This window comes from Streptomyces sp. NPDC026062, from assembly GCF_055568375.1.
In genome coordinates, this window is the sequence record NZ_JBVHOQ010000006.1 from 119,173 (window position 1) to 144,654 (window position 25,482).

Here is a 25,482-nt window from a genome sequence, read left to right on the forward strand (position 1 = left end):
CTGTCATCGACTTGCGACCCCAAGCACGCTCCCGCCGGTGACGTGGGCGCCGCGCTCATGCTGATCGACTCCCGGCTCAAGAGCGTGTACGACGGCAACACGGAAAGCGATGCCGAGCAGCGGTTGCTCGCCGAGCAGTTCATCGCCTCGCTGGATCCCGGGGAAGCCGATGATGTACTGGACGGCACCTGCACCCTCATCTACATGTTCATGATGTGGCTGCGGAAGGCTCATGAGGCCCACGACAAGGACGTCATCGAGTACGTGGTGCCCACCCTCGTGGCCTCGATGCGGATGATGCCGAGGAGCGTCGGCCCCGAGGCCATCCCCACCATGGCCGGCCTGGTCGTCGCCGCGGGAACCGGGCTGAGCCCCAGCCTGTGGCGCAAGCAGTACGGGGAGTGGACGGAGGCGGAGATGACCCCGCTGGAGGCCACCGCCTTCCTGCTCGCGGAGCAGATCAACCGCATCACCGACGACCACGACTTCGCCACCCGGATGATCGCCGAAGCGCTGACCCGCGCGGACGAGGACTGAGGGCTGTCCCGGCGGCCCGTACGCTTCGCCGAACATGGGCAGCAGCGCCGACAGCCGGCTGGGAAAGGGCTCAGGGCTCCGGCGGCTCCCATGAGGCGAACCAGTGGGGGAACGGTCCGGAGGAGGGTGGGAAGGCGAACGGTGGGGTGCGGTCGGTGAGCAGGCGCAGCACGAACTCGCCGGTGCCGCAGTCGAAGCGCCGCCACTCACCGCCCAGGTACTGCACCAGGACCGGCCAGTCGTCGGGATCGGCCGGTCCGGTCAGCCAGTGGAAGGTCACCTCCTGCTCGGAGGTCCCCCATATGAGCACCCCGCCGGGCGCGGGGTGGACCGGGTACGGCCGGTAGAGGTCGGCGTACCGCGCCATGTCCTGGCCCCAGGAGACCAGATCCGTGCCCAGCGCACCCGGCACCAGCAGGTCCAGGTACTCGTCGAAGCTGCCCGTGCCGAAGGCGTCGACGATGTCCTTGTAGTCACCGGGCAGCGCGGTGCCCAGCGCTGCCTCCGTCGCGGCCCAGTCGACGCCGCCCCGATCGGGATCCGTCCACCCGGTGGCCTCCCGAAGCAACGCCACCCACCCTGCACCGGACGGGCGGGTGAACACGCGCCGGGCGAGGATCACGACGCGGCGCGGGCCATCGGCGGTGGCCGTCACGCCGTATCCGAACCAGTGCCCGGCCAGCACCCACCCGCGCAGCTCCAGCAGCCCGCCCTCCCCGCCGATGGGGAGCCCACCCTCCCCGCCCAGCGGCGGACCGTCGGGCACCTCTGCCGCCCTGCCCCCGACGACCCACGCACGTACGGGCAGACCCGCCCCGTCGACCACGTCCGCAGCGACGCGCTCCAGCTCGGCAAGATCCTCCGCCTCACTGGGCACACAGACATGCCCTGCCCCATGGGCGGGCAGCGGGCAGCGCAATTCGGGCGCGCGCCAGGCGTCGTTCAGACGGGCGCGCAGAGCAGAGGCGTCCACGTGGCCAAGTGAACAGCACCACACTGACATTGAGCCTCTTCCACCCTGCATCAGCAGTACGGAGTCGGGCTGACCAGCACATGCCCCGGAACCGCGTCACCGGGCCGGGATCGGCTGCGTGAGGTTCACCGGGTTGCCGTCGGGGTCCTTGATGTGGGCGACGCGCTGTCCCCACGGCATGTCGTCGGGGCCGCCGCTCACCGAGCCGCCGAGCGCCTCCACCCGGGCGAGCGTCGCATCGACGTCGTCGACACCACGCCCGTCGGGCGATCAGCGGCACAGACCGTCGCTCACGACAGGCACGAGCGCCCCGAACCGGTCACTTCACCCCGCTGGCACACCACTTCAAGGTGACGGCAGGTCGTGCCCCGAGGCGGGACCGATCATGGAGTCGCCGGTGCCCGCCCGCTTCCGTACGGCGAGTTCGGCGAAGACGGTCTTGCCGACGGTGCGTGGCTCGGTGCCCCAGCGGTCGGCGAGCGCGGAGACGATGACGAGCCCGCGCCCGTAGCAGTCGTCGTCGTCCACCTGACGCAGTCCGGGCAGCCGTTCCCCGCGTGCGTCGCTCACCTCGATGCGGAGCGTGCTCGCGGTGAGCGCGAGGCGCACCCGGAAGAGCCGGCCCCGCACGCTGCCGTGCAGCAGGGCGTTGGTCGCCAACTCGCTGACAAGGAGCGCGGCATAGCCCGCGTGCTGGGGGTGCCCCCACTCGGTGACCAGACGCGCGGTGCGGCGCCGGGCAAGGGTGACGCTGCGGGCGGTGGGGGTGTAGTCGAGGCGGTCCTCGCGGAGCGGGGGCGCCGGGGCGGGGTCGGGTTCGGGAGTGGGGGCGGGGGCTTCTTGGGCTGCGGTCATGGTCGCGTGCCTCCGTTGTACGGGCGGTGGCGGTGTCGCGCCTGCGCAGGGCAGGGCGGTGCACTTCCGCCTGTCGTTGCCGCTGAGTGATGGGCGTGCAACTGAAAGTAGCGGAACCCGTCGGCGGGCAGCAAGTAATTCGGGCAGAGAATTCTCTGCCCTAGTTGGTGTTCGATGGATCAGAGCTCCAGACTGGGCCGACCGACTGGGAGGGAGCTGGCTGTGGCAGGAAATAGCCCGGATCGTGGGCGGACGGTGTCCACTGTGCTCGGACGCCGTCTCGGCGGTGAACTGCTTCGGCTGCGGGAGGCCCGGTCCTTGCGTCAGTCGCACGCTGCTGAGGCGCTGACAGCGTCGGTTGCCAAGGTGGCGAAGATCGAGCGGGGCCTTGTTCCGATACGGGACCCGGATGTCAGGGCTCTTTGTCATCTCTACGGCGAGATGGACGAAGGCGTCATCGGCAGACTGCTGGCTCTCGCGAAGGCCGATCGTGAACGTCGCAAGGCGAGCGGCTGGTGGAACCAGTACCCGGGACTTCAGTCGATGGTCGAGTACGTGGCGTTGGAGGACATCGCCACAGGCCTCCGTACCTGGCAACTCGCCATCGTGCCCGGTCTGCTCCAGACGCCCGACTACGCTCGGGCACTCGCTGTGGGAAACGGTTCCTGGGAGGACCCCGACGAGATCGAGCTCTTCGTCGAGTCGCGGATGGCCCGGCAGGCACGTCTGACCGGTGACCGCCCGCTTGAGCTGTGGGCTCTGGTACATGAGGGTGCGCTCCGCCAACTGGTCGGAGGGCGCGAGGTGATGAGAGGGCAGCTCGGCCACCTGCTGGACATGGTCCGCCATCCGAACGTGAAGCTCCAGGTGATGCCGTACCTGGCGGGTGCGCACCCCGGCATGACCAGTGCGTTCACCATTGTGTCGTTCGCGGAGCCTGGAGCGCTCGACGTGGTTCACATGGATACCACCTCGACCACCCTCTGGATGGAGAGCGATACTGATGCGGAGCGTCACGACAGGATCTTCGATCGCATGACGCGTCTTGCGCTCGCTCAGCGCAACTCGGTCGCACTGATCGACGGAATCCTCAAGGAGTTGTAGGCCGCGTGCCCGTGTATACGTTCGTCAAGTCCAGCTACAGCGGAGGCAATGCCGGGCAGGAGTGCGTCGAGGTCGCCCGTAACGTCCCCGGGGTTGTCGCCGTGCGTGATTCCAAAATTCCGGGTGGTGCGGTCCTGGTAGTCGCATCTGGCGCGTGGGGTGTGTTCCGGGAAGGCCTGAATGATCCTGTCGCCTGGAGGCACGAGCGCCGAGGGTGAGTTGATGACCGACTTCTGCTTCAGAAAGTCCAGCTACAGCACCCTGGAGAACGACTGCGTCGAGGTCGCCCGCAACGTCCCTGACGTTGTCGCCGTCCGCGACTCCAAGCAGGCCGACGGCCCCGTCGTCCTCCTCGCCCCCACCGCATGGGACGCCTTCCGGACCGGCCTGCGCCGGGTATAGGGCGGGTATAGGCGGCGGCCGGTCGGCCGGGACGCGTTACGGGATCACCGGCCCCGGTCCCCGTGCTGCCGACCGGCCGCTCACTGGCCCGCCGTCTCGGTCCATGCCCCCGGCAACGCCGTCCGGACGCCGTCCCACGCCTCCCGCGTCAAGGCGCGGACGTACAGCCACCCCAGCTCCGACGCCTCGTCCGAGCGGTCCTCGTGCACCAGGACATCGGCACCCGCGTACCAGCGGTCCGCGTGGTCCCGGTCGCCCGACGAGATCAGGGGCGGTACGGGGGTGAGGGACCGCTCCAGGCGCGCGGCGTCGGGGGCCACGCTCTCGCGGTACCAGCCGCCCCAGTCGCCGCACAGTGAGTTCACCGACATCACCATCTCCACGCACGCGGCGGAGAAGCTGTCGGCGAACGGCTCCCAGTCGTCGTACGCCTGCGAGCTCCCGTCGATCAGCACGGGCGGGTCGGCCTCCGTGATCCGGTCGAGCGGTACGGCGACCTGGTACAGCCAGAACGCCTCCACCTGCCAGATCAGTGCCGCGTCGTCCACCTCCAGCTCGTCCAGGGGCAGGAGCGTTCTCGACCCGCTCAGCAGGTCGTGGCGGCGGCCGAACCTGCCGTACAACTCCCGCATCGCCTGCGGCAGTCGCAGCCCGAGCCGCAGTTCGGCAGCGGCGATCTCGGACTCCGGGAATCCGTCATCCGGCCCGACCGGGGCGCCGAGACGGGCGGCGAACCGTTCGATGAACAGCCAGGCCGCCGCGGGACCTGCGAGGGCTGCGGGAAGCTCGACGCGGAGGTCGAAGGTGTCAGGCATCCGCACACCCTAGGCGCGGCCCCGCGATTCCTGGCAGGCGCACGACGACGGCCCCGAGCGTCTCCACGGGCGTCTCCACGGGCGTCTTCGTCGCGGCGGTCGCCGTGCTCCGGGAGCAGAAGCCGACGTGAGCCGCCACCGGCCCGTCCGGCGTGTCGGGTCACGGGTCTGTCCCAGCGGGCGGCGGCCCCGGACGCGTACGGTGCGGGGCCGGGAAGGGCCCTACCCGGCAGGCCCGGCCGCGTGTTCCGGTCCGACGCGCCCCGTACGGAGGGGCGTTCGGGCAGCCCGTGCGTGTAACAGGGATGTCTTAGGCGGCGCTGCGGCGGAACGCGGTGGCGGGCCTTCCGGTCATGGTGATCAGTAACGCCCGCTCCGTACCCGACCGGTACGGAGCGGCCGGTCCCGTTCACCGATGCTGAGGAAGAAATGATGCGCGCTCGCAGGATCACCTTCGCCGCCCTGGTCGTTGCCGCCGGTCTCTCGCTCACCGCCTGCCAGAGCGACGACGACGGTACGGGGGCGAGCGACCCGTCGTCCGCCTCCTCGGCCGCGTCCTCCTCGGGGGGTGGTTCGGGCTCCGGCGGCTCGGATCAGGACAGTGGGAAGGGCTCGGCCGGGGCGGGTTCCGGCGGGAAGGACACCGCCGCCGGGTCCGGCTCCGATTCCGGTTCGGGGTCGGGGTCGGGCGACAACGCCGCGGCCCCCAAGTGCACGACCGACGGGCTGAAGATCACCGCGCAGGACGGTTTCATCGACGGCGACCCCGATGGCAGCGTCGTGGTGGGGCTGACGAACGGCAGCGGCGCCGACTGTGTGATCTCCGGGTTCGCGGGCGTCGATCTGAAGACCAGTGCGGGGACGATCTCCGCCACGCGCAAGGGCGAGCCCGGCGACCCGTACACCCTCAAGAACGGGAAGGAAGTCGACTTCTACGTCAGCTACCCGCTCAATGAATCCGGTGGCTCCGGCGTCCGCATCACGGGGCTGGTGGTGACCCCGCCGAACGAGACGAAGTCGGTCACCCTCGCCTGGCCGGGCCAGGGATCGCTGCCCGTCACGGACGGTTCCGGCTCCCCGGTGCTGGTGGGCCCGATCGGAAGTGCCGGGCAGGGCGGCTGATCCGTAAGCGGACGCCCGTCGACGGGAAACCGTACGGGAGAGCCCTCAGGGCCTGACGTCCCACGCCGCCTGGATCATCTCGAAGATCTCGTCCACCGCGGCGTCCGGATCGGGCGCCGTGCGGGCCAGCGCATGGGCGTCGATCGTGAACCTCGCGATCGTCCGGCAGGCCGTCGTGCTCCGTGACAGGCCGGGATCGGCGGCGATGGCGGTGGCCAGCGACTCCGCGTGGCGCAGCCTCATCGTCTCCTCGTACTCCCGCAGGGCGGATGAGGCGTTGATCATGCGCCGGACCGGGGTGCCGCCGTTGGCCGTGCAATGGCGCACCAGGGCGCGGATCTCGTGGCGCAGGGCGGGGATGAGCGGCTCGTCCGGGGCCCGGTCCGTGACCGCCCGGGTGAGGCGCTGCTCGAAGTCTTCGTCCTGCTCGAACACGAGGGCCTCTTTGGAGGCGAAGTGGGAGAAGAGCGTGGTGACGGCCACGTCCGCCTCGGCGGCCACGTCGCGGATGCCCACCGCGTCGTACCCCTGTTCCAGGAAGAGCCGCAGGGCGGTGTCGGCGATCTTCTGGCGGGTCGCGGCCTTCTTGCGCTCGCGACGCCCGGACGGGTCGGTCATGACCGCACGCTATCAGCCACAAAAACGTAACCGATAGGAAAAGCTAACCGTTAGTGTTACGTTCGCCGGCATGAAGAGAGTGAGCTTCGCCGAGTTCGGCGGTCCCGATGTGCTGCGACTTCTGGACGCCGAGGAGCCCCACGCGGGCCCCGGCCGCCTGCGCATCGCCGTGAGGGCGGCAGGGGTGAACCCGGTCGACTGGCGGGTCCGTGAGGGCCAGGTCCTGGGGGCGCATCCGATCGAACTGCCCGCAGGGGTCGGACTGGACGCCGCCGGGGTGGTGGACGAGGTCGGCGACGGGGTCGAAGGGGTGGAGCTCGGTGACGCCGTGTTCGGTGAAGGCTCCTGCACCTACGCCGAGTTCGCCGTGCTGTCGGCGTGGGCGGCCATGCCCGAGGGGCTGACGTTCGAGGAGGCCGCCGGGTACCCCTCCGTGGTGGAGACCGCGTTGCGCATCATCCGCGAGGTCGGGGTGGAACCCGGGCAGACACTGCTGGTCAGCGGTGCGTCCGGCGGGGTCGGATCGGCGGTGGTGCAGATCGCCCGTGACCGGGGCATCACGGTGATCGGCACGGCCGGGGCGGCGAACCAGGACTACCTGCGTGACCTGGGCGCCCTCGCCACGACGTACGGCGAGGGCTGGGAAGGGCGGGTACGCCGGTTCGGCCCCGTCCACGCGGCGCTCGACGTGGCCGGCTCGGGCGTGATCCGGGAGCTCGTGGAGCTGACCGGGGACCCGCGCAAGGTGGTCTCCATCGCGGATCTCGCCGCCCCGGAACGCGGCGTCCGGTTCTCCGGAGTGGCCGGCAGCGTGCCGGACGCGCTCGCGGAAGCCGCCCGCCTCATCGCGCGGGGGAAGCTCCGCATCCCGGTCGAGAAGGCGTATCCGCTCGCCGACGCGGCGGCGGCCCACGAGGACAGCCGGGCCGGCCACACCCGGGGGCGCAGGGTGCTGATCGTCTGAACCGGGCCCCGCACAGGGACACCCGCCGACGCGCGGGGGCGAGCCGGTGCGGCGGGCGGCCACCACGACGCGTCCGGGGCCGCGCGTCAGGCGTTCTGCGGTGACCGTCGCGACCTGTCCGCCGCCGGCGCGGCGAGCGCACCCCGGGAGGGGCGCGGTTCCCGGCGGCCGCGGTCGCGGCCGGGAACGCGGAGGCCGGGAACGCGGAGGCCGAGGACGACACCCGCCGTGACGAGCAGTGCGCCGATGACGTCGGCGGGGCCCGCGTGGCCGAGGCCGAGCGCGACGGTGGTGAGCAGGGCGCCCACGGGTACCAGGCCGGCGAACAGGCCCGCACGGTCGGCGCCGAGACGGCGCAGCGCGTCGTACCAGAGGAAGAACGCGGCCGCGGTGACGATCGCGCCGAGGTAGGTGAAGGCGGCGGCCTCACCGGGGGCGGGCAGCCGCAGCGCGCCGGGGCCCTCCAGGGCGAGGCTCGCGGCCAGCAGCAGCGGCACGGACAGAGCGGCGGGGTAGGCGGCGACCCGCAGCGGGCCGATCTTCGGCAGCAGCGGTACGGCGAGCAGGGAGAAGGCCACCTCGCAGACGAGCGCGCCCAGGGAGAGGAGCAGGCCCGCCGGGCTGCCCGAGCCGAGTCCGGCGGCGACGGCCGCACCGAGGGCGACGACGAGTGCCGCGCCGACGGTGTGCGGGGCCGGGCGGCGGCGCTCCATCAGGGGCCCGAGGAGGGCGAGGACGAGGGGGACGGCTCCGACGACGGTGCCGATCATCGCGGGGCCGGCGTGCCGGGTGGCCGCGACCAGGAAGAGATTGAAGCCGGCCAGGCCGGTGGCGGAAAGCGCGGCGAGTAACACGAGGTCACGTGCCGTCAGGCGGACCCGCGGCAGGCGCTGGTGGCGTACGACGAGGAGCAGGATCACCGCGGCGAGCGCATAGCGCAGGGCCTGTCCCGCCAGGACCGGGTAGTCGGCGATGGTGGCGGACACGGCCGTCGACGTGCCGACGAGCAGCATGGCGGAGGCGGCGCCGATGGAGGCGGATCTCATGCCGCGTACTCCCGCTTCGTGGGGGTGGTGGACGAGGGGGGCGACATCGGGGTGGCGGGCTTCGGAGCGGTCAGGACCTTGCGGGTGACGCGTTCGGCGAGGGCGGCGACCAGGGTGCGGGGGCGGCGGGGTGTCAGATGCGCGCCGAGGGCGTTGCCGAAGCCGGGGGCGACATAGCCCCGGCCGCGTTCCAGGGCGCGCAGGGCGGCGCGTACGACGGGTTCCGGCGTGGTCATGGATCCGGTGACGGCGGCGTCGCGGGTGCCGATGGTGTCGAAGAAGGCGGTCTCCACCGGGCCGGGGCACAGGGTGAGCACGCGGATGCCGCGCCGGCGGTACTCCTGACGCAGGGCGAGGCCGAAGTTGAGGACGAAGGCCTTGGACGCGCCGTAGACGGCGAAGTACGGGGACGGCTGGAAGGCGGCGTTGGACGCGACGTTGACGACCGCGCCGCTGCCGCGCTCCAGCATGCCGGGCAGCAGCAGGTGGGTGAGGTCGACGAGGGCGACGACGTTGACCATGAGCTGGTCGTGGTCGCGGCTCCCGTCGATGTCCTCGAAATGGCCGCAGGTGCCGAAGCCCGCGTTGTTGACCAGCAGATCGACGCCGAGACCGCGTGCGGACAGCTCGTCGGCGACGCGGCGGGCCGCGTCGGGCTCGGCGAGGTCCTGGACCAGTACGTGGGCGCGGATTCCGTGATGGGCGGCCAGGCGCTCGGCGAGCGCGGCGAGCCGGTCGCCGGACCGCGCCACCAGGATCACGTCGTGCCCCTGGGCGGCCAGCTGCTCGGCGAACTCCGCGCCGAGGCCCGACGACGCTCCGGTGATGAGGGCGGTGCTGTGCATGACTTCCTCCTTCGATCGGCGGCAACTAGGACGTGACAGTACTAATAATTGAGAAAAGTGCAACAGTGGTGATGCAAGTAAGAGTGGGACTGCATCCGGGATGTACTGTGTTTCGGGACAAGTGGCCGAATGGAGGCGTCATGGGCGAGAAGGCGGCACGACCGCTGCGGGCGGACGCGGAGCGCAGCGTGCGCGCGGTCCTGGAAGCGGCGGAGCGGGTGCTCGCCGAGGACCCCGGCGCGTCCATGGAGCAGATCGCCGCCGCCGCCGGAGTGGCTCGGACGACGATCCACCGGCGGTTCGCCAACCGGCAGTCGCTGATCGAGGCGCTGGCGTTGTCCGCGGCCCGCCAGCTCGCCCAGGCGGTGGACGACGGCCGCCCGGACACCGCGCCGCCACTGGTGGCGATGCACCGGATCACGGCCAATGTGCTCCAGGTCAAGGGCGCTTGGGCGTTCGCGCTGGGGCTGCCGGCCGATCCGGACAGCGAGGCCGCCGCCCTCCAGCGGGACATCGACCGCCGCTGCGTCGCCGTGCTGCGGCGGGCCCAGGCGGAGAAGGTCATCGACGCGGCGGCCGACCTGGAGTGGGTGCGCCGGGTCTACTACGCGCTCATCGGGGAGTCCCTGCACGGCAGCGCGGCCGGTGCCGACCCGGCCGGGACCGACCCGGACGCGCTCGCCGCGCGCGTCATCGACACCTTGCTGCACGGTGCGGGGCCGCGCACCTGAAACGGGAACGGCCGGGCGTCTTCACGGGACGGGCCGGCGGCGGGTGAACGCGAAGGTGCCCGGCGCATGCGAGACCGCACGCGCCGGGCACCTTCGTACCCCCGCGGTACTTCCGTACCGCAGGGGTGCTTTCGTACCGCCGGGCACTCTCGTGCCGACGGGTTACTTCTTGAAGCCGTAGTCCATGAGCTTCTTCGCGTCCGCCGTGCGGGTCGCCTCCGAGGTGGAGGTCAGGACCGTACCGATGACGGTCTTCCCGTTGCGGGTCGCAGCGAAGACCAGGCAGTACTTGGCGACCTTGCCGGAGCCCGTCTTCACGCCGATCGCGCCGCTGTAGGTGCCCAGCAGCTTGTTCGTGTTGGTCCACGACATGTAGCGGTAGCCACCGCTCTTCGTCGTGACCTTCTGCTTCGTCGACTTCGTCTTCACGACCGTACGGAACGTGGAGTACTTCATCGCGCTGCTTGCGATCTTCGTCAGGTCCTTCGGGGTCGAGTAGTTGGACCCGTTCCCTATGCCGTCGAAGGAGTCGAAGTGCGTGTTCTTCAGGCCGAGGGCCTTGGCCGTGCTGTTCATCTTGCCGATGAACGACTTCACCCGGGCCGCGCGCGTGGTGCCCGAGCCGAACTTGTCGGCCAGGGCGTACGCGGCGTCGCAGCCGGACGGCAGCATCAAGCCGTACAGCAGCTGACGGACCGTGACCTTGTCGCCCACGATGAGGCGGGCCGAGGACGCGCCCTTGGAGACGATGTAGTCGCTGTACGCCTTCTGGATCGTGACCTTGGAGTCCAGGTTGAGGCCCTTCTGGGCCAGCACCACACGGGCGGTCATGATCTTCGTGGTGGAGCCGGTGGAGCGACGGGTGTCCGCGGCCTTGCTGAACAGGGACTTCCCGGTGCCGTTGTTCATCACGTAGCCGCCCTTGGCGACGAGCGTGGGGGCCGGCGGCGTGGCGGCCTGTGCCGTGGAGGCGAACGTGCCGCCCACGATGACGGCACCTGCGGTGAGGGCCACCGTGGCGGTGGCGGATGCGCGCCTTATGCGCTGAATGCCGAGTTTCAAGTTGAATGCTCCAAATGCCCCTGGAATGCGGCCACATAAGGGTGCCGCACTCTGATGAGACTTATGGGACGGATGAATGGTTGCGGCGTCTGAGGGATGATTTCTCACAACTTCCGGCGGCCCGGATTCCGGGACGCCCCATGGAGGCGGACGTCCGCATCGTGGAACGGCTCCCTCGTTGCGTGCATGTTGTATCTATGCTGTGTGCATGCCTGCCCCAGCCTCGTCGCCCGTACGCCCGCCCGTGAAGCAGCCGCCCGCCGCCGAACGCGTCTACACCCACATCAAGGACGCGGTCCTGGACCGCCGCTACGAGGGCGGGACGCTCCTGACCGAGGGCGATCTCGCCGAGGCGGTCGGGGTCTCCCGTACGCCTGTGCGCGAGGCGCTGCTGCGGCTGGAGGTCGAGGGGCTGATCAAGCTCTACCCGAAGAAGGGCGCTCTGGTGCTCCCCGTCTCCGCCCAGGAGATCGCGGACGTGGTGGAGACCCGGCTGCTCGTGGAGGAGTTCGCCGTCCGCAGGGCCGTGCCCGCGTCGGCGAAGCTGATCGCCCGGCTCGAAGAACTGCTGGAGGAGCAGCAGCGGATGTCCGAGGCCGGCGATCTGGCCGCCGTCTCCGTGAAGGACCGCTGCTTCCACGCCGAGATCGTCCGCCACGCGGGCAACGAGATCCTGTCCCGCCTCTACGACCAGCTGCGCGACCGACAGCTGCGGATGGGCGTCGCCGTCATGGAGGCCCACCCGGGCAGGATCGCCGCCAACATCGCCGAGCACGGTGAGCTGCTGGAGGCGATCAGGGTCAATGACGCGGACGGTGCCGCGCAGGTCGTGCGCCGCCATGTCAGCCGGGTCAAGGTGCTGGTCAGGGGTGAGGACCGGTGAGTTCGGCCGCCCCCACCCTGTCCCTGCCCGGTGATCCGCCCGGCGGCCGGCGTGCCGCCTGGGTCTGGGGCATCGGTGTCGCTGTCTACTTCGTCGCGATCATCTTCCGTACCAGCCTGGGCGTCGCCGGACTCGACGCCGCCGACCGCTTCGACGTCAACGCCTCGGCGCTCTCCACCTTCTCCATACTCCAGCTGCTCGTCTACGCGGGCATGCAGATACCCGTCGGCCTGATGGTCGACCGGCTGGGCACCAAGAAGGTGCTGGCCCTCGGCGCCGTCCTGTTCACCCTCGGCCAGCTCGGCTTCGCGCTCTCCCCGTCGTACGGCACCGCGCTGGGCTCCCGGGCCCTGCTGGGCTGCGGCGACGCGATGACGTTCATCAGCGTGCTGCGGCTGGGCGCGCGCTGGTTCCCGGCCCGGCGCGGCCCGATGATCGGGCAGGTCGCCGCGCTCTTCGGGATGGCGGGCAACCTCGTCTCGACGCTGGTCATCGCCCGTTCCCTGCACGGTGTCGGCTGGACCACCACCTTCGTCGGCAGTTCGCTGGCCGGGGTCCTGGTCCTGGTGCTGCTCCTGCTCTTCCTCAAGGACCACCCCGAGGGGTTCGAACCGCCGCCCGCGGAACACGCCGGCGCGACGTACGTGCGCAAGCAGATCGCGGCGGCCTGGCGGGAGCCCGGTACCCGGCTCGGCATGTGGGTGCACTTCACGACGCAGTTCCCGGCCATGGTGTTCCTGCTGTTGTGGGGCATGCCGTTCCTGGTGGAGGACCAGGGGCTGAGCCGGGGGACCGCGGGGGAGCTGCTGACCCTGGTGGTGCTCTCCAACATGGCGGTCGGCCTCGTCTACGGGCAGGTCATCGCCCGCCACCACGCGGCCCGGATCCCGCTCGCCCTGGGGACGGTCGCGATGACGGCCCTGCTGTGGGCGTCGGCCGTCCTGCACCCCGGGGACCACGCCCCCATGTGGCTGCTGGTCACCCTGTGCGTGGTGCTCGGTGCCTGCGGGCCCGCCTCGATGATCGGCTTCGACTTCGCACGCCCGGCCAACCCGCCGGAGCGCCAGGGCACCGCGTCGGGCATCGTCAACATGGGCGGCTTCATCGCCTCCATGACCACGCTGTTCGCCATCGGTGTGCTGCTGGACGCGAGCGGCGACAACTACCGCATCGCGTTCGCCTCGGTCTTCGTCCTGGAGGCGCTCGGCGTCGTGCAGATCCTGCGCCTGCGGCTGAAGGCCGCGCACCGGGAGCGGGAGCACCATGTGATCAGCCGCGTGGAGGCCGTGCACGTGCCCGTGTGACCCTCCGTGCGCCGCACCCGTACGACTCCGCCCGCGTGCGCGTGCGCGTCCATGTCCGCGTGCCCGACCTGCGCGGGTGCCCGGCCGGTCCCGCCGCCCTGCGCGGGTGCCCGGCCGGCTCCGGAAACGGCGGTGCGCCCGTCCCCCCTGCGGGGCGGGCGCACCGGTTGCCGTGCCGTGACTACGGGGTGACCGCGAAGTTCCGCAGGATGGCGGCGGACAGGTCCTGATCGCCCTCGGCCTTGATCCGGTCGGCCACCGCGCTCGCCCGTACCCGCCCGCAGGCAAGGCGTACGTACGTCTCCCAGTCCATCGCCAGCGTCACCGCGGGGCCCAGCGACGGCGCGCCGTCCACCGAACCGCGGCCTTCCGCGTCGACCCTGACCGTGCGCAGGAACTCCACCGGCCCGTGCACATCCAGCACGATGGCCGAACCGGGCGGCGCCTCCGCCTCCTTGGCCACGACCTTCGGCAGCGCCAGGAGCAGCGTGTCGCGGACGATCGCGGAGCCGGGGGAATCCAGGTTGCCCGGCTTGCCCAGCGCCGTACGCAGGTCCTGTTCATGCACCCAGACGTCGAAGGCGCGCATCCGCAGCGCCACTTCGAGGGTCTGCTCGGCGCCGAGCGGCGCCCGCGTCATGGTCTCCGGGTCGCGCGTCTCGTTGCGCAGCTGACGGGACCGGCGGATGATCGTGTACTCCAGCTCGGAGGTCATCTCCGGTGCGGTGTGGTGGCGCCGTACGTCGACCTGCATCTCCATGTAGCGGGCGAATTCGCTCTGCACATGGAAGAGGTCGCGCGGAAGTGTGTGGATGGGGCGCGGATCGCCGAGCTGCTCGCACTCCATGCCGATGATGTGCGAGACGATGTCGCGCACAGACCAGTTGGGGCACGGTGTGCGGCCGTTCCACTCCCCCTCGGTGAGCGGGCTCACCAGCTCGGCTATCGACTCGATGGAATGGGTCCAGGCGTCGGCGTAGGTCTGGAGGCTGGGATGGACGGTCACGTGACCCCTCGTGCGGTTCTGCGGTGCATGGGCTGGAGAACTGGGCTCGGACGGCGGGCTGCGGGCTGCGGGCTTCCGGGCGGTGAGGTTCGGTCGTTTGGACCGGTCGGTCCAAGCTACGCTGCGAGCAGGCACCCCGGCAGTGCTTTCGTGTGACGATCGTAGGCCCGTGTTGACGGCTTGAATGCCAGGACGGTGGTAGTGTGCGCGCCTCCCTCATCCAGATCGCAGTAGACCCGGACGAATCCATCAATTCCCGCAGGGCGCGTGCGGCTTCACTTGTCGCGGCCCAGCAGGGCGTGGATCTGGTGGTCCTGCCCGAGCTCTGGCCGGTCGGAGCCTTCGCCTACACGGAGTTCGAGGCCGAGGCCGAACCGCTGTACGGCCCCACGCACGAGGTGATGGCCAAGGCCGCCGCCGACGCCGGGGTCTGGCTGCACGCGGGCTCCTTCGTGGAGCGGGCCGACGACGGTGCGCTCTACAACACCACGCTCGTCTTCACGCCCGAGGGCGAGCGGGCCGCCGCCTACCGCAAGATCCACCGCTTCGGCTTCGACAAGGGCGAGGCGGTCATGATGGGCGCTGGTGAGGAGCTGGTGACGCTCGCGCTGCCGCAGACCACACTCGGCCTCGCCACCTGCTACGACCTGCGCTTCCCCGAGATGTTCCGGGGGCTGGTCGACGACGGCGCCGAAATCCTCGTCGTCGCGGCCGGCTGGCCCGAGCGCCGCCGCGCCCACTGGACCCTGCTCGCGCAGGCCCGTGCGGTGGAGAACCAGGCCTACGTCCTGGCCGTCGGCTCCGCCGGCACCCACGCCGGGGTCCAGCAGGCAGGGCACAGCATCGTCGTCGACCCCTGGGGCGAGGTCCTGGCCGAGGCGGGTGCGGACGAGGAGGTGCTGACCGTGGAGTTCGACCCGGCCAAGGTCGCCACCACCCGGGAGCAGTTCCCCGCGCTCAAGGACCGCCGGCTGGGGCTGGCACCGCCGACGGGCCTGGTGTAGCCGAGTATCGCGAAGGGCCCCTGTTTCACGTGAAACAGGGGCCCTTCGGGCACGGCGGCTCGGGTACAACACTTCGCGCACGGCGCTTCGGTCATGGCGCTTCGGGTACGGCGCCGGGGCCGGCCCCTGCCGGCTTCTCAGTCCCCGTGCTCCTTCTCCGCGAGCACGATCACGCACACCGCCACCGCGATCAGCAGGGCCGCGTCGGCGTCCTCGCGCACGATGTCGATCCCGTAGGTGTCCCGGACGGTCAGCCAGCGGCGCGAGATCTGGGCCAGCAGTTCCCCGTCGTAGTCGACCGCGAACTCACGGTCCAGGATCTTGCCGCTGACATCGAGCTCGGTGCCGTCCACCAGCGTCACCCGGTAGTGGTTGCGCAGCAGCGAAAGCCGCTTCCGTTTGATCTTCGCGAGCTGCTCGCCGTCGCGCTCGATGAGCATCGTGTCGCGCAGGCTGAGCAGCTTCTGCTTGATCTCGACGACGATCCGCCCCTGCGCGTCCTTCAGCTCGAAGGTGTCACGGACCCGCATGGCCTTGCCGTCGACGAGGAAGACCTTGCGGCCGTCCGCGTCCTCGATCCAGTAGTCGTCGCCGATGCCGAACAGCCGCTCACGTACGAGAAGTCTCATGGCTCACAGGTTCCCCGAGCCCTCCGCGGAATGCGTGGACGCCACGGTGATGTTGACTGTCCACATGGCAACACGAGCGCGCGTCAGGGCCCCCGAACTGATCGGCAAGGGCGGCTGGCTCAATACAGGCGACCGGCAGTACACCCTCGCTGACCTGCGAGGGCGCATTGTGATCTTGGACTTTTGGACGTTCTGCTGTGTGAACTGTCTGCATGTCCTCGATGAGCTGCGCGAGCTGGAGGAGAAACACCGCGACACCGTGGTGATCATCGGCGTCCACTCGCCGAAGTTCGTCCACGAGGCAGAGCACCAGGCCGTCGTCGACGCCGTCGAGCGGTACGAGGTCCACCACCCGGTGCTCGACGACCCCGAGCTCGCCACCTGGAAGCAGTACGCGGTACGCGCCTGGCCGACGCTCGTCGTCGTGGACCCCGAGGGCTATGTCGTCGCCCAGCACGCCGGTGAGGGGCACGCCCACGCCATCGAGAAGCTGGTGGAGGAGCTGGAGGCGGAGCACGCGGCGAAGGGCACCCTGCGCCGCGGCGACGGGCCCTATGTGGCGCCCGAGCCGGTGGCCACGCATCTGCGGTTCCCCGGCAAGGCGCTGCTGCTCGCCGACGGCGGGTTCCTGGTCTCCGACACCACCCGCCACCGGCTGGTCGAGCTGGACGCGGACGGCGAGACCGTCCGCCGTCACTTCGGCACGGGCGAGCGGGGGCTCGTGGACGGCGGGCCCGACGAGGTCAGGTTCAGTGAGCCGCAGGGGCTGGCCGTGCTGCCCGACGGGCGGATCGCCGTCGCCGACACGGTCAACCACGCCATCCGTGCGCTCGACCTCGCGACCGGCACGACGACCACCCTCGCCGGCACCGGCCGCCAGTGGTGGCAGGGGGCGCCCACCAGCGGCGCGGCCCATGAGGTCGACCTCTCCTCGCCGTGGGACATCGCCTGGTTCGACGGCCTGCTGTGGATCGCCATGGCGGGCGTGCACCAGCTGTGGACGTACGACCCCGAGGCCGGCACCGTACGGGTCGCCGCCGGCACGACGAACGAGGGACTGGTCGACGGTCCGGGGGCGGAGGCCTGGTTCGCCCAGCCGTCCGGGCTCGCGGCGACCGAGGACCGGCTCTGGGTCGCCGACTCGGAGACGTCCGCGCTGCGCTACGTCGACCGGGAGGGCGCCGTGCACACCGCCGTCGGCACCGGCCTCTTCGACTTCGGCCACCGTGACGGGGCCGCCGCGCAGGCCCTGCTCCAGCACCCGCTGGGCGTCACCGCGCTGCCCGACGGGTCCGTCGCCGTGTGCGACACGTACAACCACGCCCTGCGCCGCTACGACCCGGCGAGCGACGAGGTCACCACGCTGGCCACGGATCTGCGCGAGCCCAGTGACGCCGTGCTGGTGGACGGGGATCTCGTGGTCGTCGAGTCCGCCCGGCACCGGCTGACCCGGCTGCGCCTGCCCGAGGAGGCGGTACGGGTCGCGGACCAGGCACACCGCACCCAGCGCGCGGCGACCGTGATCGCCCCGGGCACGCTCCGGCTCGACGTCGTCTTCCAGGCGCCGGCCGGTCAGAAGCTGGACACGCGCTACGGGCCCTCGACCCGGCTGCTCGTCTCCTCGACCCCGCCGGAGCTGCTGGCCGAGGGCGAAGGGGCGGGTACCGATCTCTTCCGTGACCTGGTCCTCGCCGACGGCGTCACCGAGGGCGTGCTGCACGTCTCGGCGATGGCGGCGTCCTGCGACGACGACCCGGCGAACGAGTATCCGGCCTGCCATGTGCACCAGCAGGACTGGGGCGTCCCCGTCAGCGTGGGCGCCGAGGGCGTCTCGCGGCTGCCGCTGGTGCTGGCCGGCATGGACGAGCAGGGCTGAGAAGGGGAACCGGGTGAACCGGGCGGGCGGTGCGAGTGCCGCCCGCCCGGTTCACCCGTCGTCGGCGAGCCGCCGGACCGCTTCCTCGTACCGACGTACATACGCCGGTCCCGCGGCCACCCGCAGCAGCGCCTCCAGGGCCCGCACCGCGCCCACGTCGTAGCCGGCCCGCTCGGCCTCGGTGGCCGCCAGGTCCAGCAGCAGGATCCCCTCCTCCTCCGCGCCCAGAGCGAGCTGGGCCTCGCCGCTCACGGTCGTCAGCAGGACCCGCCGGGCCGCTTCCTCGTGTTCGGGACCCAGCTCGAAGGCGGCGCGGGCGGAGTCGAGGGCGTCCTGCGGGCGCCCCGCGGTGAGCTGCATACGGGCGAGATGCTGGAGCGCGAGCATCTCGGTGTGCGCGTCGGGCTCCTTCCTGGCCAGATCGAGCGCCTGGCCGCAGCCCTCCATCGCCACGTCGAGACCGCCCTGTTCGGCCTGGACGATCGCCAGGTTGATCAGCGCCGTCGCCTCGCCGAGCCGGTCCCCGGCCTGCCGGGCGAGTCCCGGCGAAGGCTCCAGCAGTGCCACCGCCTCGGCGGTCCTGCCCTCTTCCGACAGCACCCAGCCCAGCAGATTGCGCACCCGGGACTCGGCGTACGGATCGCTGTGCGCGGACGCCGCGGCCAGAGCCAGTTCCAGCATCGGGACCCAGCCGTCCCGGGACCGCCACACCACGTGCGGCCACTGGAGCAGGATGATCCGCCAGGCCCGGTCCTCCAGTCCGGCGGTACGGGCGGCCGCGGCGGCCAGTGCGAGGTCCTCGCGTTCGGCCGCGAGCCAGTCCATCGCGGTCTCCCGGTCGGTGAAGTCCCTGACGGCTGCCGGGCGCCGGAAGGCGTCCGGCAGCACGAAGCAGGGCTCACCGCCGGGCTCGGCGGTGTCCGCGGCGGCCAGCGCGGTGGCGATGTAGTGGTCGAGCACGCCGGTCAGCGCCCCGGCCCCGGCCTCGGGGTCGAGCCCTCGGGCGTACAGCCGCACCAGATCGTGCAGTATCCAGCGCCCCGGTCCGGCCTCGGTGACCAGATGGGCGGCGGCCAGCCGTTCCAGCGCGGCCGCCGCGACGACCGGGTCGCTGCCGGCGAGAGCGGCGGCCGTGTACGGGTCGAAGTGGCTGCCCGGGTGGTGGCCGAGCCGGGTGAAGTGGTGGACGGCGTCCGGCGGCAGCTGCTGCACGGTCAGCCGCAGCGCGGCGGAGACCCCGGTGTCCTCCACGGCCAGATAGCTCAGCCGGCTGCGCTCGTCGGCCAGCTCGTCGGCCATTCCGGCGAGCGTCCACTGCGGGCGGCCCGCCAGCCGGGCCGCGGTGACCCGCAGGGCGAGGGGCAGTCCGCCGCAGAGCTCGGCGAGGCGCCGGGCCGCCACCGGTTCGGCGGCGACCCGCTCCTCGCCGAGCACCCCGGCCAGGAGCGCGGTGCCGTCCGGCGGCTCCAGCACGTCCAGCGGCACCGGTACGGCGGCGTCCGAGGCGATCAGCCCTTCCAGCCGGTGCCTGCTGGTGATCAGCGTGACGCAGTCGGTGCCGCCCGGCAGCAACTGCCCGACCTGGGCGGAGTCGCGGACGTTGTCGAGGACGACGAGCAGGCTGAGCCGGTCGGTCAGCGAGCGGAACAGGGCGGCGGCACCGGTGACGGACTCCGGGATCCGGCGGGGTGCGACGCCGAGCGCGAGCAGGAACTCGCGCAGGACTTCGAGCGGCGCCGGCTCGCCGGTGTCGCTGAATCCGCGCAGGTCGGCGTAGAGCCGTCCGTCCGGGAAGGCGGCGGGGGACCGGCGCGCCCAGTGCAGCGCCAGCGCGGTCTTGCCCACCCCGGCGGGGCCGGTGACCAGGCACACGGGCGCCTCGCCCGCCGCCGCCCGGGAGATCGCGGTGAGTTCGGCGCCCCGCCCGTGGAAGCCGCGGGGGGCGCGGGGCAGCAGATCGGTGGGGTGGGGCGGGGTGCCGGGGTGCGAAGGAGCCGGGACGCGCGGGGAGCGGGGCGGCGCCGCCGGTGCGGCCACGCCGGCCAGCGCCGGGGCGGTCGCGGCACCGCCGGTGGCCCCCGGCCCGCGGTGGGCCAGGGACAGCGGCCCCGGGCCGGCCGGGGAGCGGCCGTCCGAGGGCGGGCCACCCGGGGAGCGGTCGTCGAGGGACCGGGCTCCCGGGGACGGCTCCGCCGGGGAGCGGTCGCTCGCCGGGTCCGGACCGCCGCGCAGGATCTGCGCGTACGCGTCGGCCAGTTCGCGCCCCGGATCGATGCCCAGCTCGTCGGCGAGCAGCCGTCGGGTGCGGTGGAACCAGTCCAGCGCCTCGGACTGACGCCCCGACCGGTACAGCGCCGTCATCAGGGCCGCCGCGAGGGATTCCCGCATCGGATGGGCGACGGCCTCGGCCCGCAGCACCGCCGCCGCCCGGTGGTGCTCCCCCAGCAGGGCGTAGGCATCCGCCAGTTGTTCGACCGTCGCCAGCCGGGACTCCTCCAGCGCCTGCGCGGCGGCCTGGAGCGGCGCGCTGGCGTACGTACCGGTGAGGGCGGGCCCCTGCCACAGCGACAGGGCCTCCTTCAGCATGAGCACGGTGTCGGCGGGCGTGCGCTGCTCCCGGGCCAGCATCAGCAGTTCCTCGAACCGCTGGGAGTCCAGCAGCGTCTCCGGCGCCCGCAGCACATACGCGTCCCCGAGCGTGGCCAGCTCGACCCCGTACGCCTCCGCGTCCGCACTCATCAACAGGGCGCGCAGCCGGGAGACATGGCCCTGGATGACGGTCCGGGCGTGCAGCGGCGGGGCGTCGTCCCACAGGCAGTCCGTCAACCGTGCCATCGACACGGGTGTGTTGGCGCGCAACAGCAGTGCGGCGAGCAGACTGCGGCGCTTGGCGGGGCCGAGTGGCAGCGGACCGGTCAGCGTGTCGACGCAGACCGTACCGAGCAGCCGGAACTCCACGAGCGGCTTCCCTTCCGGGGGTGACGCGCCCGGTTCCGGGTCACGGACAAGGACCCAGAATATCGGGAATCGCCAGGCATCCGCGAAGGGGTGCGCCCGTCCGGCGGGGCGCACCCTGCCACGTCACAGGCGGCGTTCGTCCTCGGGCATCACGGTGGTGGGCGGTACGACCACACGGCGCCTGCGCATCACGCTCGCGTAGACGAGAACGCCGACGATGCCGACGACCATCATGATCCAGCCGACCATCTCGATGTTGACGCTGTCCAGTTCCCAGTCGGTCGCGAAGGCGAGTATCGCCCCTGCGCCGATGAGGATGATGCATCCTCCGAGTCCCATGAGTTCAGCCTCCTCGACGGCCGGAAGCTCCGGGCCGTGTAAGCGGCGGGTACCCGGTCCGCCCGCACCCATGCTCCCGGGCGTGGAGGGGCGGGGTGCCACTGCTCCCGGACACGGAGGCGCGGGGGCGCCGCCGTCGCGGTGCGGGGCCCGCCTCCACCGCCTTTCGCGACGCGTTTCTCCGGATCAGGCGGGCGTACCGCCCGGAACGGCAGAGGTTCCCCCGCCGCCGGGCGGCAGGGGAACCTCGGGGACGTGCGTCGTCAGCCGGCCAGGAACGAGGCCAGCGCGTTCGCCAGGTGGTACGGGTCGTCGGCGCCGCACAGTTCACGGGCGCTGTGCATGGACAGGATGGCCACGCCGATGTCGACCGTCTGAATGCCGTGCCGGGCTGCGGTGATCGGGCCGATCGTTGTGCCGCACGGCATCGCGTTGTTGGAGACGAACGTCTGCCACGGCACGCCCGCCTTCTCGCACGCCTCGGCGAACACGGCCCGGCCGCTGCCGTCGGTGGCGTACCGCATGTTGACGTTGACCTTGAGGATCGGGCCGCCGTTGACGACCGGGTGGTGCGTCGGGTCGTGGCGCTCGGCGTAGTTGGGGTGGATCGCGTGGCCGGTGTCCGAGGAGAGGCAGACGGTGCCGGCGAAGGCGCGCGCCCGGTCCTCGTACGTACCGCCGCGGGCGAACACCGAGCGCTCCAGGACCGTGCCGAGCAGCGGACCGTCCGCGCCGGTGTCGGACTGCGAGCCGTTCTCCTCGTGGTCGAAGGCGGCCAGCACCGGGATGTACGGGATCTCGGAGTCGGGCTGCCCGGCGACGGCGGCGAGGGCCGCGGTCGCGGCGTGTACGGAGAGCAGGTTGTCCATGCGCGGACCGGCCACCAGCTCGCGGTCGCGGCCCAGGTAGGACGGTGCCTCGACGGGGTGCGGCATCAGGTCCCAGCCGGTGATGTCCTCGGCGTCGACACCCGCTTCCTCGGCGACGAAGCGGATGAGGTCACCCTCCTCGACGTCACCCAGTCCCCAGATGGGCTGCATGTGCTTCTGGCGGTCGAGCTTGAGTCCCTCGGTGTTCGCCGACCGGTCCAGGTGCACGGCCAGCTGCGGGACGCGCAGCACCGGCCGGTCGATGCTGACCAGGCGGTGCGTGCCGTCGCGCAGGGAGATCCGCCCGGCGAGACCGAGGTCGCGGTCCAGCCAGGTGTTGAGGAGCGTGCCGCCGTAGATCTCCACAGCGATCTGCCGCCAGCCGTGCGCACCGGTGTCCGGCAGCGGCTTCACCCGCAGGTTCGGCGAGTCGGTGTGCGCGCCGGCGATGCGGAACGGGGTGTGTGCCCCGGCGCCCTCAGGCACGTACCAGGCCACGATCGCGCCGCCGCGCAGGACGTACTTCCCGCCGGTGGTCCCGTCCCAGGCCGCGGTTTCCTCGACCTGCCGGAAACCGGCCTGCTCCAGCCTGGCCGCGGCGCTCGCCACGGCGTGGTACGGGGAGGGGGCGGACATCAGGAAGGCCATCAGGTCGTCAGTGTGGGCGCGGTCGAACCGGGGGGAGGAACTCATGTTCTTCACTCTAACCAGACCGGACCGGGAGGATTCACCGTCGGCCCCCGGTGCGGCCGGAGCTACTGCGCGGTCAGCGCCGAGGACGGCTTCTCGCCGTCCTGTGCCTGCTGGGAGCGCTCGGCGAACATGGCGGCGAGTTCCCTCACCTCCTGGTCGGAGATGGCCTTCGTGCCCTGGGTGCCGGTGCTGATGCCGAGTACGGTCGTGCCGACCCTGAGCTGGACGAGGGTGCCGGGCCCGCCCATCGTGCCCGTGCCGGCGCGGTTGGCCACGTGCTCGCTGCCCGGCTCGCCGATGTCGACCGGCACAGCGCCCACACCGACCCGGTCCCCGCCGTAGTACCCGGCCAGCGCGTCGTAGGCGGCGTCGGCGGACTTCTCGTCCGGGTAGGCGAGCGTCCAGAAGTTGAGCGTGGTGGCGTCGGCCCTGCGGGCGTAGCCCGAGGTGCCCCAGTAGCTGATGTCGGAGCAGGCCGTCGCGCTCCTCTTCCGTACCGGCAGGCACACTGACGGCGGGAACTCGGGGTTCGGCTCCTGGGCGTCCGGTGTCAGCACGCTCCGCCAGCCCGGTACCGCCTTCGCGTCGGGCAGGACCGAGGAGACCTCCGCCTTGCCGAGCGCCTTGGCACCGCTTTCCTCGTCCCCGGAGCCGCAGCCCGCGAGCAGCAGAGCGGCCGCCCCGGCCGCCGCTCCCCGTATGTACCACCGCTTGCCCGTACGACTCATGCGCCGGCCTCCCCCTCGGAATCGGGTCCGATCATAGGGAAGGCGCGGGCGGCGGCTGCCGGAGCCCGTCGTCGTTCCCCCGTTGCCGGATTTCGCCGGCCCGGTGATCCGGGCTGCCTGGTTGTCCGGGCCGGGTTTCGTCGGCCCGGGCGTCCGGCGTACCCGGGCCGCACGCACAGCACCGCCGCCCGGAAACGGGTCCGGGCGGCGGTGCTGTGGGTGGTCCTGGCGGCGTCGGACCTCAGAACGCGGCCTCGTCCAGCTCCATCAGGGAGTTGTCCACGGCCTCGGCGAGCGCGCGCTCGGCGCCGACGCCCGGCAGGATGTTCGCGGCGAAGAACTTCGCGGCGGCGATCTTGCCCTGGTAGAAGGCGACATCCTTCGGGGAGGCGGTCGGCAGCTTCTCGGCGGCCACGGCCGCACCCTTGAGCAGCAGGTAGCCGACGACGACATCGCCGGAGACCAGCAGCAGGCGCGTCGAGTTGAGGCCGACCTTGTAGATGTTCCTGACGTCCTCGCCGGTCGCGGTGAGGTCGGTGATCATCGTGCCGACGATCGCCTCCAGGTCCACGGCCGCCTTCGCGAGGTGGTCCAGCGCGCCGGACAGCTCCTCGTTGCCCTGGGCACCCGCGAGGAACTTCTTGATCTCCTCGGAGAGCAGGTTGAGCGAGGCACCCTGGTCGCGGACGATCTTCCGGAAGAAGAAGTCCTGGCCCTGGATGGCCGTCGTGCCCTCGTACAGCGTGTCGATCTTGGCGTCACGGATGTACTGCTCGATCGGGTACTCCTGGAGGTACCCGGAGCCGCCGAACGTCTGGAGCGACTGCGCCAGCTGCTCGTACGACTTCTCGGAGCCGTAGCCCTTGACGATGGGGAGCAGCAGGTCGTTGAGACCGTGCAGCGCCTTCGCGTCCTCGCCGGCGGCTTCCTTCTCCTGGATCGCGTCCTGGACGGAGGCGGTGTACAGCACGAGGGAGCGCATGCCCTCGGCGTACGCCTTCTGCGTCATGAGCGAGCGGCGGACGTCGGGGTGGTGCGTGATGGTGACCTTGGGGGCCGTCTTGTCCATGAACTGCGACAGGTCGGTGCCCTGGACGCGCTCCTTGGCGTACTCCAGCGCGTTCAGGTAGCCCGTGGAGAGCGTCGCGATGGCCTTCGTGCCGACCATCATGCGGGCGAACTCGATGATGCGGAACATCTGGCGGATGCCGTCGTGCTTGTCGCCGATCAGCCAGCCCTTGGCGGGGTGCTGGTCGCCGAACGTCATCTCGCAGGTGTTGGACGCCTTGAGGCCCATCTTGTGCTCGACGTTCGTGGCGTAGACGCCGTTGCGCTCGCCCAGCTCGCCGGTGGTCCAGTCGAAGTGGAACTTCGGGACCATGAAGAGCGAGAGGCCCTTGGTGCCGGGGCCGGCACCCTCGGGGCGGGCCAGCACGTAGTGAATGATGTTCTCGGACATGTCGTGCTCGCCCGAGGTGATGAAGCGCTTCACACCCTCGATGTGCCAGGAGCCGTCCTCCTGCTCCACGGCCTTCGTACGGCCCGCGCCGACGTCGGAGCCGGCGTCCGGCTCGGTCAGCACCATCGTCGAGCCCCACTGCTTCTCGACGGCGATCTCGGCGATCTTCTTCTGCGCCTCGTTGCCCTCGTCGAAGAGGATGCCGGCGAACGCGGGACCGGAGGAGTACATCCACACGGCCGGGTTGGCGCCGAGCAGCAGCTCCGCGTAACCCCAGATCAGGGAGCGCGGCGAGGTGGTGCCGCCGATCTCCTCGGGCAGGCCCAGGCGCCAGTACTCGGAGTCCATGAAGGCCTGGTACGACTTCTTGAAGGACGCCGGAACCGGTGCGGTGTGGGTCTCCGGGTCGAAGACCGGCGGGTTGCGGTCGGCGTCGGCATAGGAGTCCGCGAGCTCGTTCTCCGCGAGGCGGACGACCTCGTCGAGGATGCTCTTCGCGGTCTCGACGTCCATCTCCGCGAACGGTCCGGTGCCGTACAGCTTGTCGCGCCCGAGGACCTCGAAGAGGTTGAACTCGATGTCGCGGAGATTCGACTTGTAGTGCCCCATGGAAGGCTCCGTAATCAATAGCAGTGGCCCGCAGCGCCCCGTGGAGGGGTG

25 protein-coding genes and 1 pseudogene are annotated in these 25,482 nt (G+C 71.3%); 11 read left to right on the forward strand and 15 right to left on the reverse strand.

Annotated features, from left to right (window positions below):
• Entirely contained in the window at window positions 1–537 is a 537-nt protein-coding gene (locus ACZ4LX_RS07490) for a hypothetical protein (RefSeq protein WP_467640566.1), read from the forward strand.
• Between the two features lie 70 nt (window positions 538–607).
• Here ACZ4LX_RS07490 and ACZ4LX_RS07495 read toward each other — a convergent pair whose 3' ends face one another.
• The 3 genes and pseudogenes from ACZ4LX_RS07495 to ACZ4LX_RS07505 form a co-directional block, all read right to left on the reverse strand.
• Entirely contained in the window at window positions 608–1,510 is a 903-nt protein-coding gene (locus ACZ4LX_RS07495; RefSeq protein ID WP_467640277.1) for a hypothetical protein, read from the reverse strand.
• A gap of 96 nt (window positions 1,511–1,606) precedes the next feature.
• Window positions 1,607–1,765: pseudogene (locus tag ACZ4LX_RS07500) on the reverse strand (VOC family protein); the annotation flags it as partial.
• A gap of 90 nt (window positions 1,766–1,855) precedes the next feature.
• A complete protein-coding gene (locus ACZ4LX_RS07505) occupies window positions 1,856–2,365 on the reverse strand; it encodes an ATP-binding protein (protein ID WP_467640275.1) in 510 nt (169 codons plus the stop codon).
• A 222-nt stretch (window positions 2,366–2,587) separates the two neighbouring features.
• On the opposite strand from ACZ4LX_RS07505, the gene ACZ4LX_RS07510 reads away from it, so the two are divergent.
• Genes ACZ4LX_RS07510 through ACZ4LX_RS07520 form a run of 3 tightly spaced genes read left to right on the forward strand, consistent with a single transcriptional unit; the run spans window position 2,588 to window position 3,871 of the window.
• Entirely contained in the window at window positions 2,588–3,469 is an 882-nt protein-coding gene (locus ACZ4LX_RS07510; protein WP_467640273.1) for a helix-turn-helix domain-containing protein, read from the forward strand.
• 11 nt (window positions 3,470–3,480) lie between these two features.
• Window positions 3,481–3,687: a DUF397 domain-containing protein gene (locus ACZ4LX_RS07515; protein ID WP_467721121.1), complete on the forward strand. Its 207-nt coding sequence runs from the start codon at window positions 3,481–3,483 to the stop codon at window positions 3,685–3,687.
• A gap of 4 nt (window positions 3,688–3,691) precedes the next feature.
• The gene (locus ACZ4LX_RS07520; protein ID WP_467640268.1) at window positions 3,692–3,871 is read left to right on the forward strand and encodes a DUF397 domain-containing protein; all 180 of its coding nucleotides are present in this window, start codon (window positions 3,692–3,694) and stop codon (window positions 3,869–3,871) included.
• An 80-nt stretch (window positions 3,872–3,951) separates the two neighbouring features.
• Here the strand turns inward: ACZ4LX_RS07520 and ACZ4LX_RS07525 are convergent, their stop codons facing one another.
• Window positions 3,952–4,686, reverse strand: a complete 735-nt coding sequence (locus ACZ4LX_RS07525) for an SMI1/KNR4 family protein (RefSeq protein WP_467640265.1) — start codon at window positions 4,684–4,686, stop codon at window positions 3,952–3,954.
• A 432-nt stretch (window positions 4,687–5,118) separates the two neighbouring features.
• Here ACZ4LX_RS07525 and ACZ4LX_RS07530 point away from each other — a divergent pair, with 432 nt between their 5' ends.
• Window positions 5,119–5,808, forward strand: coding sequence for a DUF4232 domain-containing protein (locus ACZ4LX_RS07530; RefSeq protein WP_467640563.1), 690 nt, complete (start codon window positions 5,119–5,121; stop codon window positions 5,806–5,808).
• A gap of 45 nt (window positions 5,809–5,853) precedes the next feature.
• On the opposite strand, the gene ACZ4LX_RS07535 is transcribed toward ACZ4LX_RS07530, so the two are convergent.
• Complete coding sequence (locus ACZ4LX_RS07535; protein WP_467640262.1) at window positions 5,854–6,426, reverse strand: TetR/AcrR family transcriptional regulator; 573 nt, start codon at window positions 6,424–6,426, stop codon at window positions 5,854–5,856.
• A 70-nt stretch (window positions 6,427–6,496) separates the two neighbouring features.
• On the opposite strand from ACZ4LX_RS07535, the gene ACZ4LX_RS07540 reads away from it, so the two are divergent.
• On the forward strand, window positions 6,497–7,390 hold the full coding sequence (locus ACZ4LX_RS07540) for an NADP-dependent oxidoreductase (RefSeq protein WP_467640260.1): 894 nt from the start codon (window positions 6,497–6,499) through the stop codon (window positions 7,388–7,390).
• Window positions 7,391–7,476: 86 nt separating this feature from the next.
• Here the strand turns inward: ACZ4LX_RS07540 and ACZ4LX_RS07545 are convergent, their stop codons facing one another.
• Both ACZ4LX_RS07545 and ACZ4LX_RS07550 read right to left on the reverse strand, forming a co-directional pair.
• Entirely contained in the window at window positions 7,477–8,436 is a 960-nt protein-coding gene (locus tag ACZ4LX_RS07545; RefSeq protein WP_467640257.1) for a DMT family transporter, read from the reverse strand.
• A complete protein-coding gene (locus ACZ4LX_RS07550; protein WP_467640254.1) occupies window positions 8,433–9,281 on the reverse strand; it encodes an SDR family NAD(P)-dependent oxidoreductase in 849 nt (282 codons plus the stop codon). The genes ACZ4LX_RS07545 and ACZ4LX_RS07550 overlap by 4 nt, the downstream gene beginning before the upstream one ends.
• 140 nt (window positions 9,282–9,421) lie before the next feature.
• Between ACZ4LX_RS07550 and ACZ4LX_RS07555 the strand changes: the two genes are divergently transcribed.
• Entirely contained in the window at window positions 9,422–10,012 is a 591-nt protein-coding gene (locus ACZ4LX_RS07555; protein ID WP_467640251.1) for a TetR/AcrR family transcriptional regulator, read from the forward strand.
• Window positions 10,013–10,174: 162 nt separating this feature from the next.
• Here ACZ4LX_RS07555 and ACZ4LX_RS07560 read toward each other — a convergent pair whose 3' ends face one another.
• Window positions 10,175–11,074 (reverse strand): D-alanyl-D-alanine carboxypeptidase family protein, encoded by a 900-nt coding sequence (locus tag ACZ4LX_RS07560; protein WP_467640248.1) that lies wholly within the window; start codon window positions 11,072–11,074, stop codon window positions 10,175–10,177.
• Between the two features lie 208 nt (window positions 11,075–11,282).
• Between ACZ4LX_RS07560 and ACZ4LX_RS07565 the strand changes: the two genes are divergently transcribed.
• Together ACZ4LX_RS07565 and ACZ4LX_RS07570 are read left to right on the forward strand one after the other, a co-directional pair.
• A complete protein-coding gene (locus ACZ4LX_RS07565) occupies window positions 11,283–11,957 on the forward strand; it encodes a GntR family transcriptional regulator (protein WP_467640245.1) in 675 nt (224 codons plus the stop codon).
• Window positions 11,954–13,261, forward strand: a complete 1,308-nt coding sequence (locus ACZ4LX_RS07570; protein WP_467640242.1) for an MFS transporter — start codon at window positions 11,954–11,956, stop codon at window positions 13,259–13,261. Before ACZ4LX_RS07565 ends, ACZ4LX_RS07570 begins: the two co-directional genes overlap by 4 nt.
• A gap of 181 nt (window positions 13,262–13,442) precedes the next feature.
• On the opposite strand, the gene ACZ4LX_RS07575 is transcribed toward ACZ4LX_RS07570, so the two are convergent.
• Complete coding sequence (locus tag ACZ4LX_RS07575; RefSeq protein WP_467640239.1) at window positions 13,443–14,267, reverse strand: maleylpyruvate isomerase family mycothiol-dependent enzyme; 825 nt, start codon at window positions 14,265–14,267, stop codon at window positions 13,443–13,445.
• 203 nt (window positions 14,268–14,470) lie between these two features.
• Between ACZ4LX_RS07575 and ACZ4LX_RS07580 the strand changes: the two genes are divergently transcribed.
• Window positions 14,471–15,271, forward strand: a complete 801-nt coding sequence (locus ACZ4LX_RS07580; RefSeq protein ID WP_467640236.1) for a carbon-nitrogen family hydrolase — start codon at window positions 14,471–14,473, stop codon at window positions 15,269–15,271.
• Between the two features lie 137 nt (window positions 15,272–15,408).
• Here ACZ4LX_RS07580 and ACZ4LX_RS07585 read toward each other — a convergent pair whose 3' ends face one another.
• Entirely contained in the window at window positions 15,409–15,900 is a 492-nt protein-coding gene (locus ACZ4LX_RS07585; protein ID WP_467640234.1) for an LURP-one-related/scramblase family protein, read from the reverse strand.
• A gap of 64 nt (window positions 15,901–15,964) precedes the next feature.
• Between ACZ4LX_RS07585 and ACZ4LX_RS07590 the strand changes: the two genes are divergently transcribed.
• The gene (locus ACZ4LX_RS07590; protein ID WP_467640231.1) at window positions 15,965–17,776 is read left to right on the forward strand and encodes an NHL domain-containing thioredoxin family protein; all 1,812 of its coding nucleotides are present in this window, start codon (window positions 15,965–15,967) and stop codon (window positions 17,774–17,776) included.
• Window positions 17,777–17,827: 51 nt separating this feature from the next.
• On the opposite strand, the gene ACZ4LX_RS07595 is transcribed toward ACZ4LX_RS07590, so the two are convergent.
• The 5 genes from ACZ4LX_RS07595 to ACZ4LX_RS07615 form a co-directional block, all read right to left on the reverse strand.
• Entirely contained in the window at window positions 17,828–20,734 is a 2,907-nt protein-coding gene (locus tag ACZ4LX_RS07595; RefSeq protein WP_467640228.1) for an AfsR/SARP family transcriptional regulator, read from the reverse strand.
• Window positions 20,735–20,857: 123 nt separating this feature from the next.
• Window positions 20,858–21,073, reverse strand: a complete 216-nt coding sequence (locus ACZ4LX_RS07600; protein ID WP_467640225.1) for a DUF6458 family protein — start codon at window positions 21,071–21,073, stop codon at window positions 20,858–20,860.
• Between the two features lie 263 nt (window positions 21,074–21,336).
• Window positions 21,337–22,635 (reverse strand): M18 family aminopeptidase, encoded by a 1,299-nt coding sequence (locus ACZ4LX_RS07605; RefSeq protein WP_467640222.1) that lies wholly within the window; start codon window positions 22,633–22,635, stop codon window positions 21,337–21,339.
• Between the two features lie 62 nt (window positions 22,636–22,697).
• Complete coding sequence (locus ACZ4LX_RS07610; RefSeq protein ID WP_467640220.1) at window positions 22,698–23,363, reverse strand: hypothetical protein; 666 nt, start codon at window positions 23,361–23,363, stop codon at window positions 22,698–22,700.
• A gap of 241 nt (window positions 23,364–23,604) precedes the next feature.
• The gene (locus ACZ4LX_RS07615; protein WP_467640217.1) at window positions 23,605–25,431 is read right to left on the reverse strand and encodes an acyl-CoA dehydrogenase; all 1,827 of its coding nucleotides are present in this window, start codon (window positions 25,429–25,431) and stop codon (window positions 23,605–23,607) included.
• Between the last annotated feature and the right edge of the window lie 51 nt (window positions 25,432–25,482).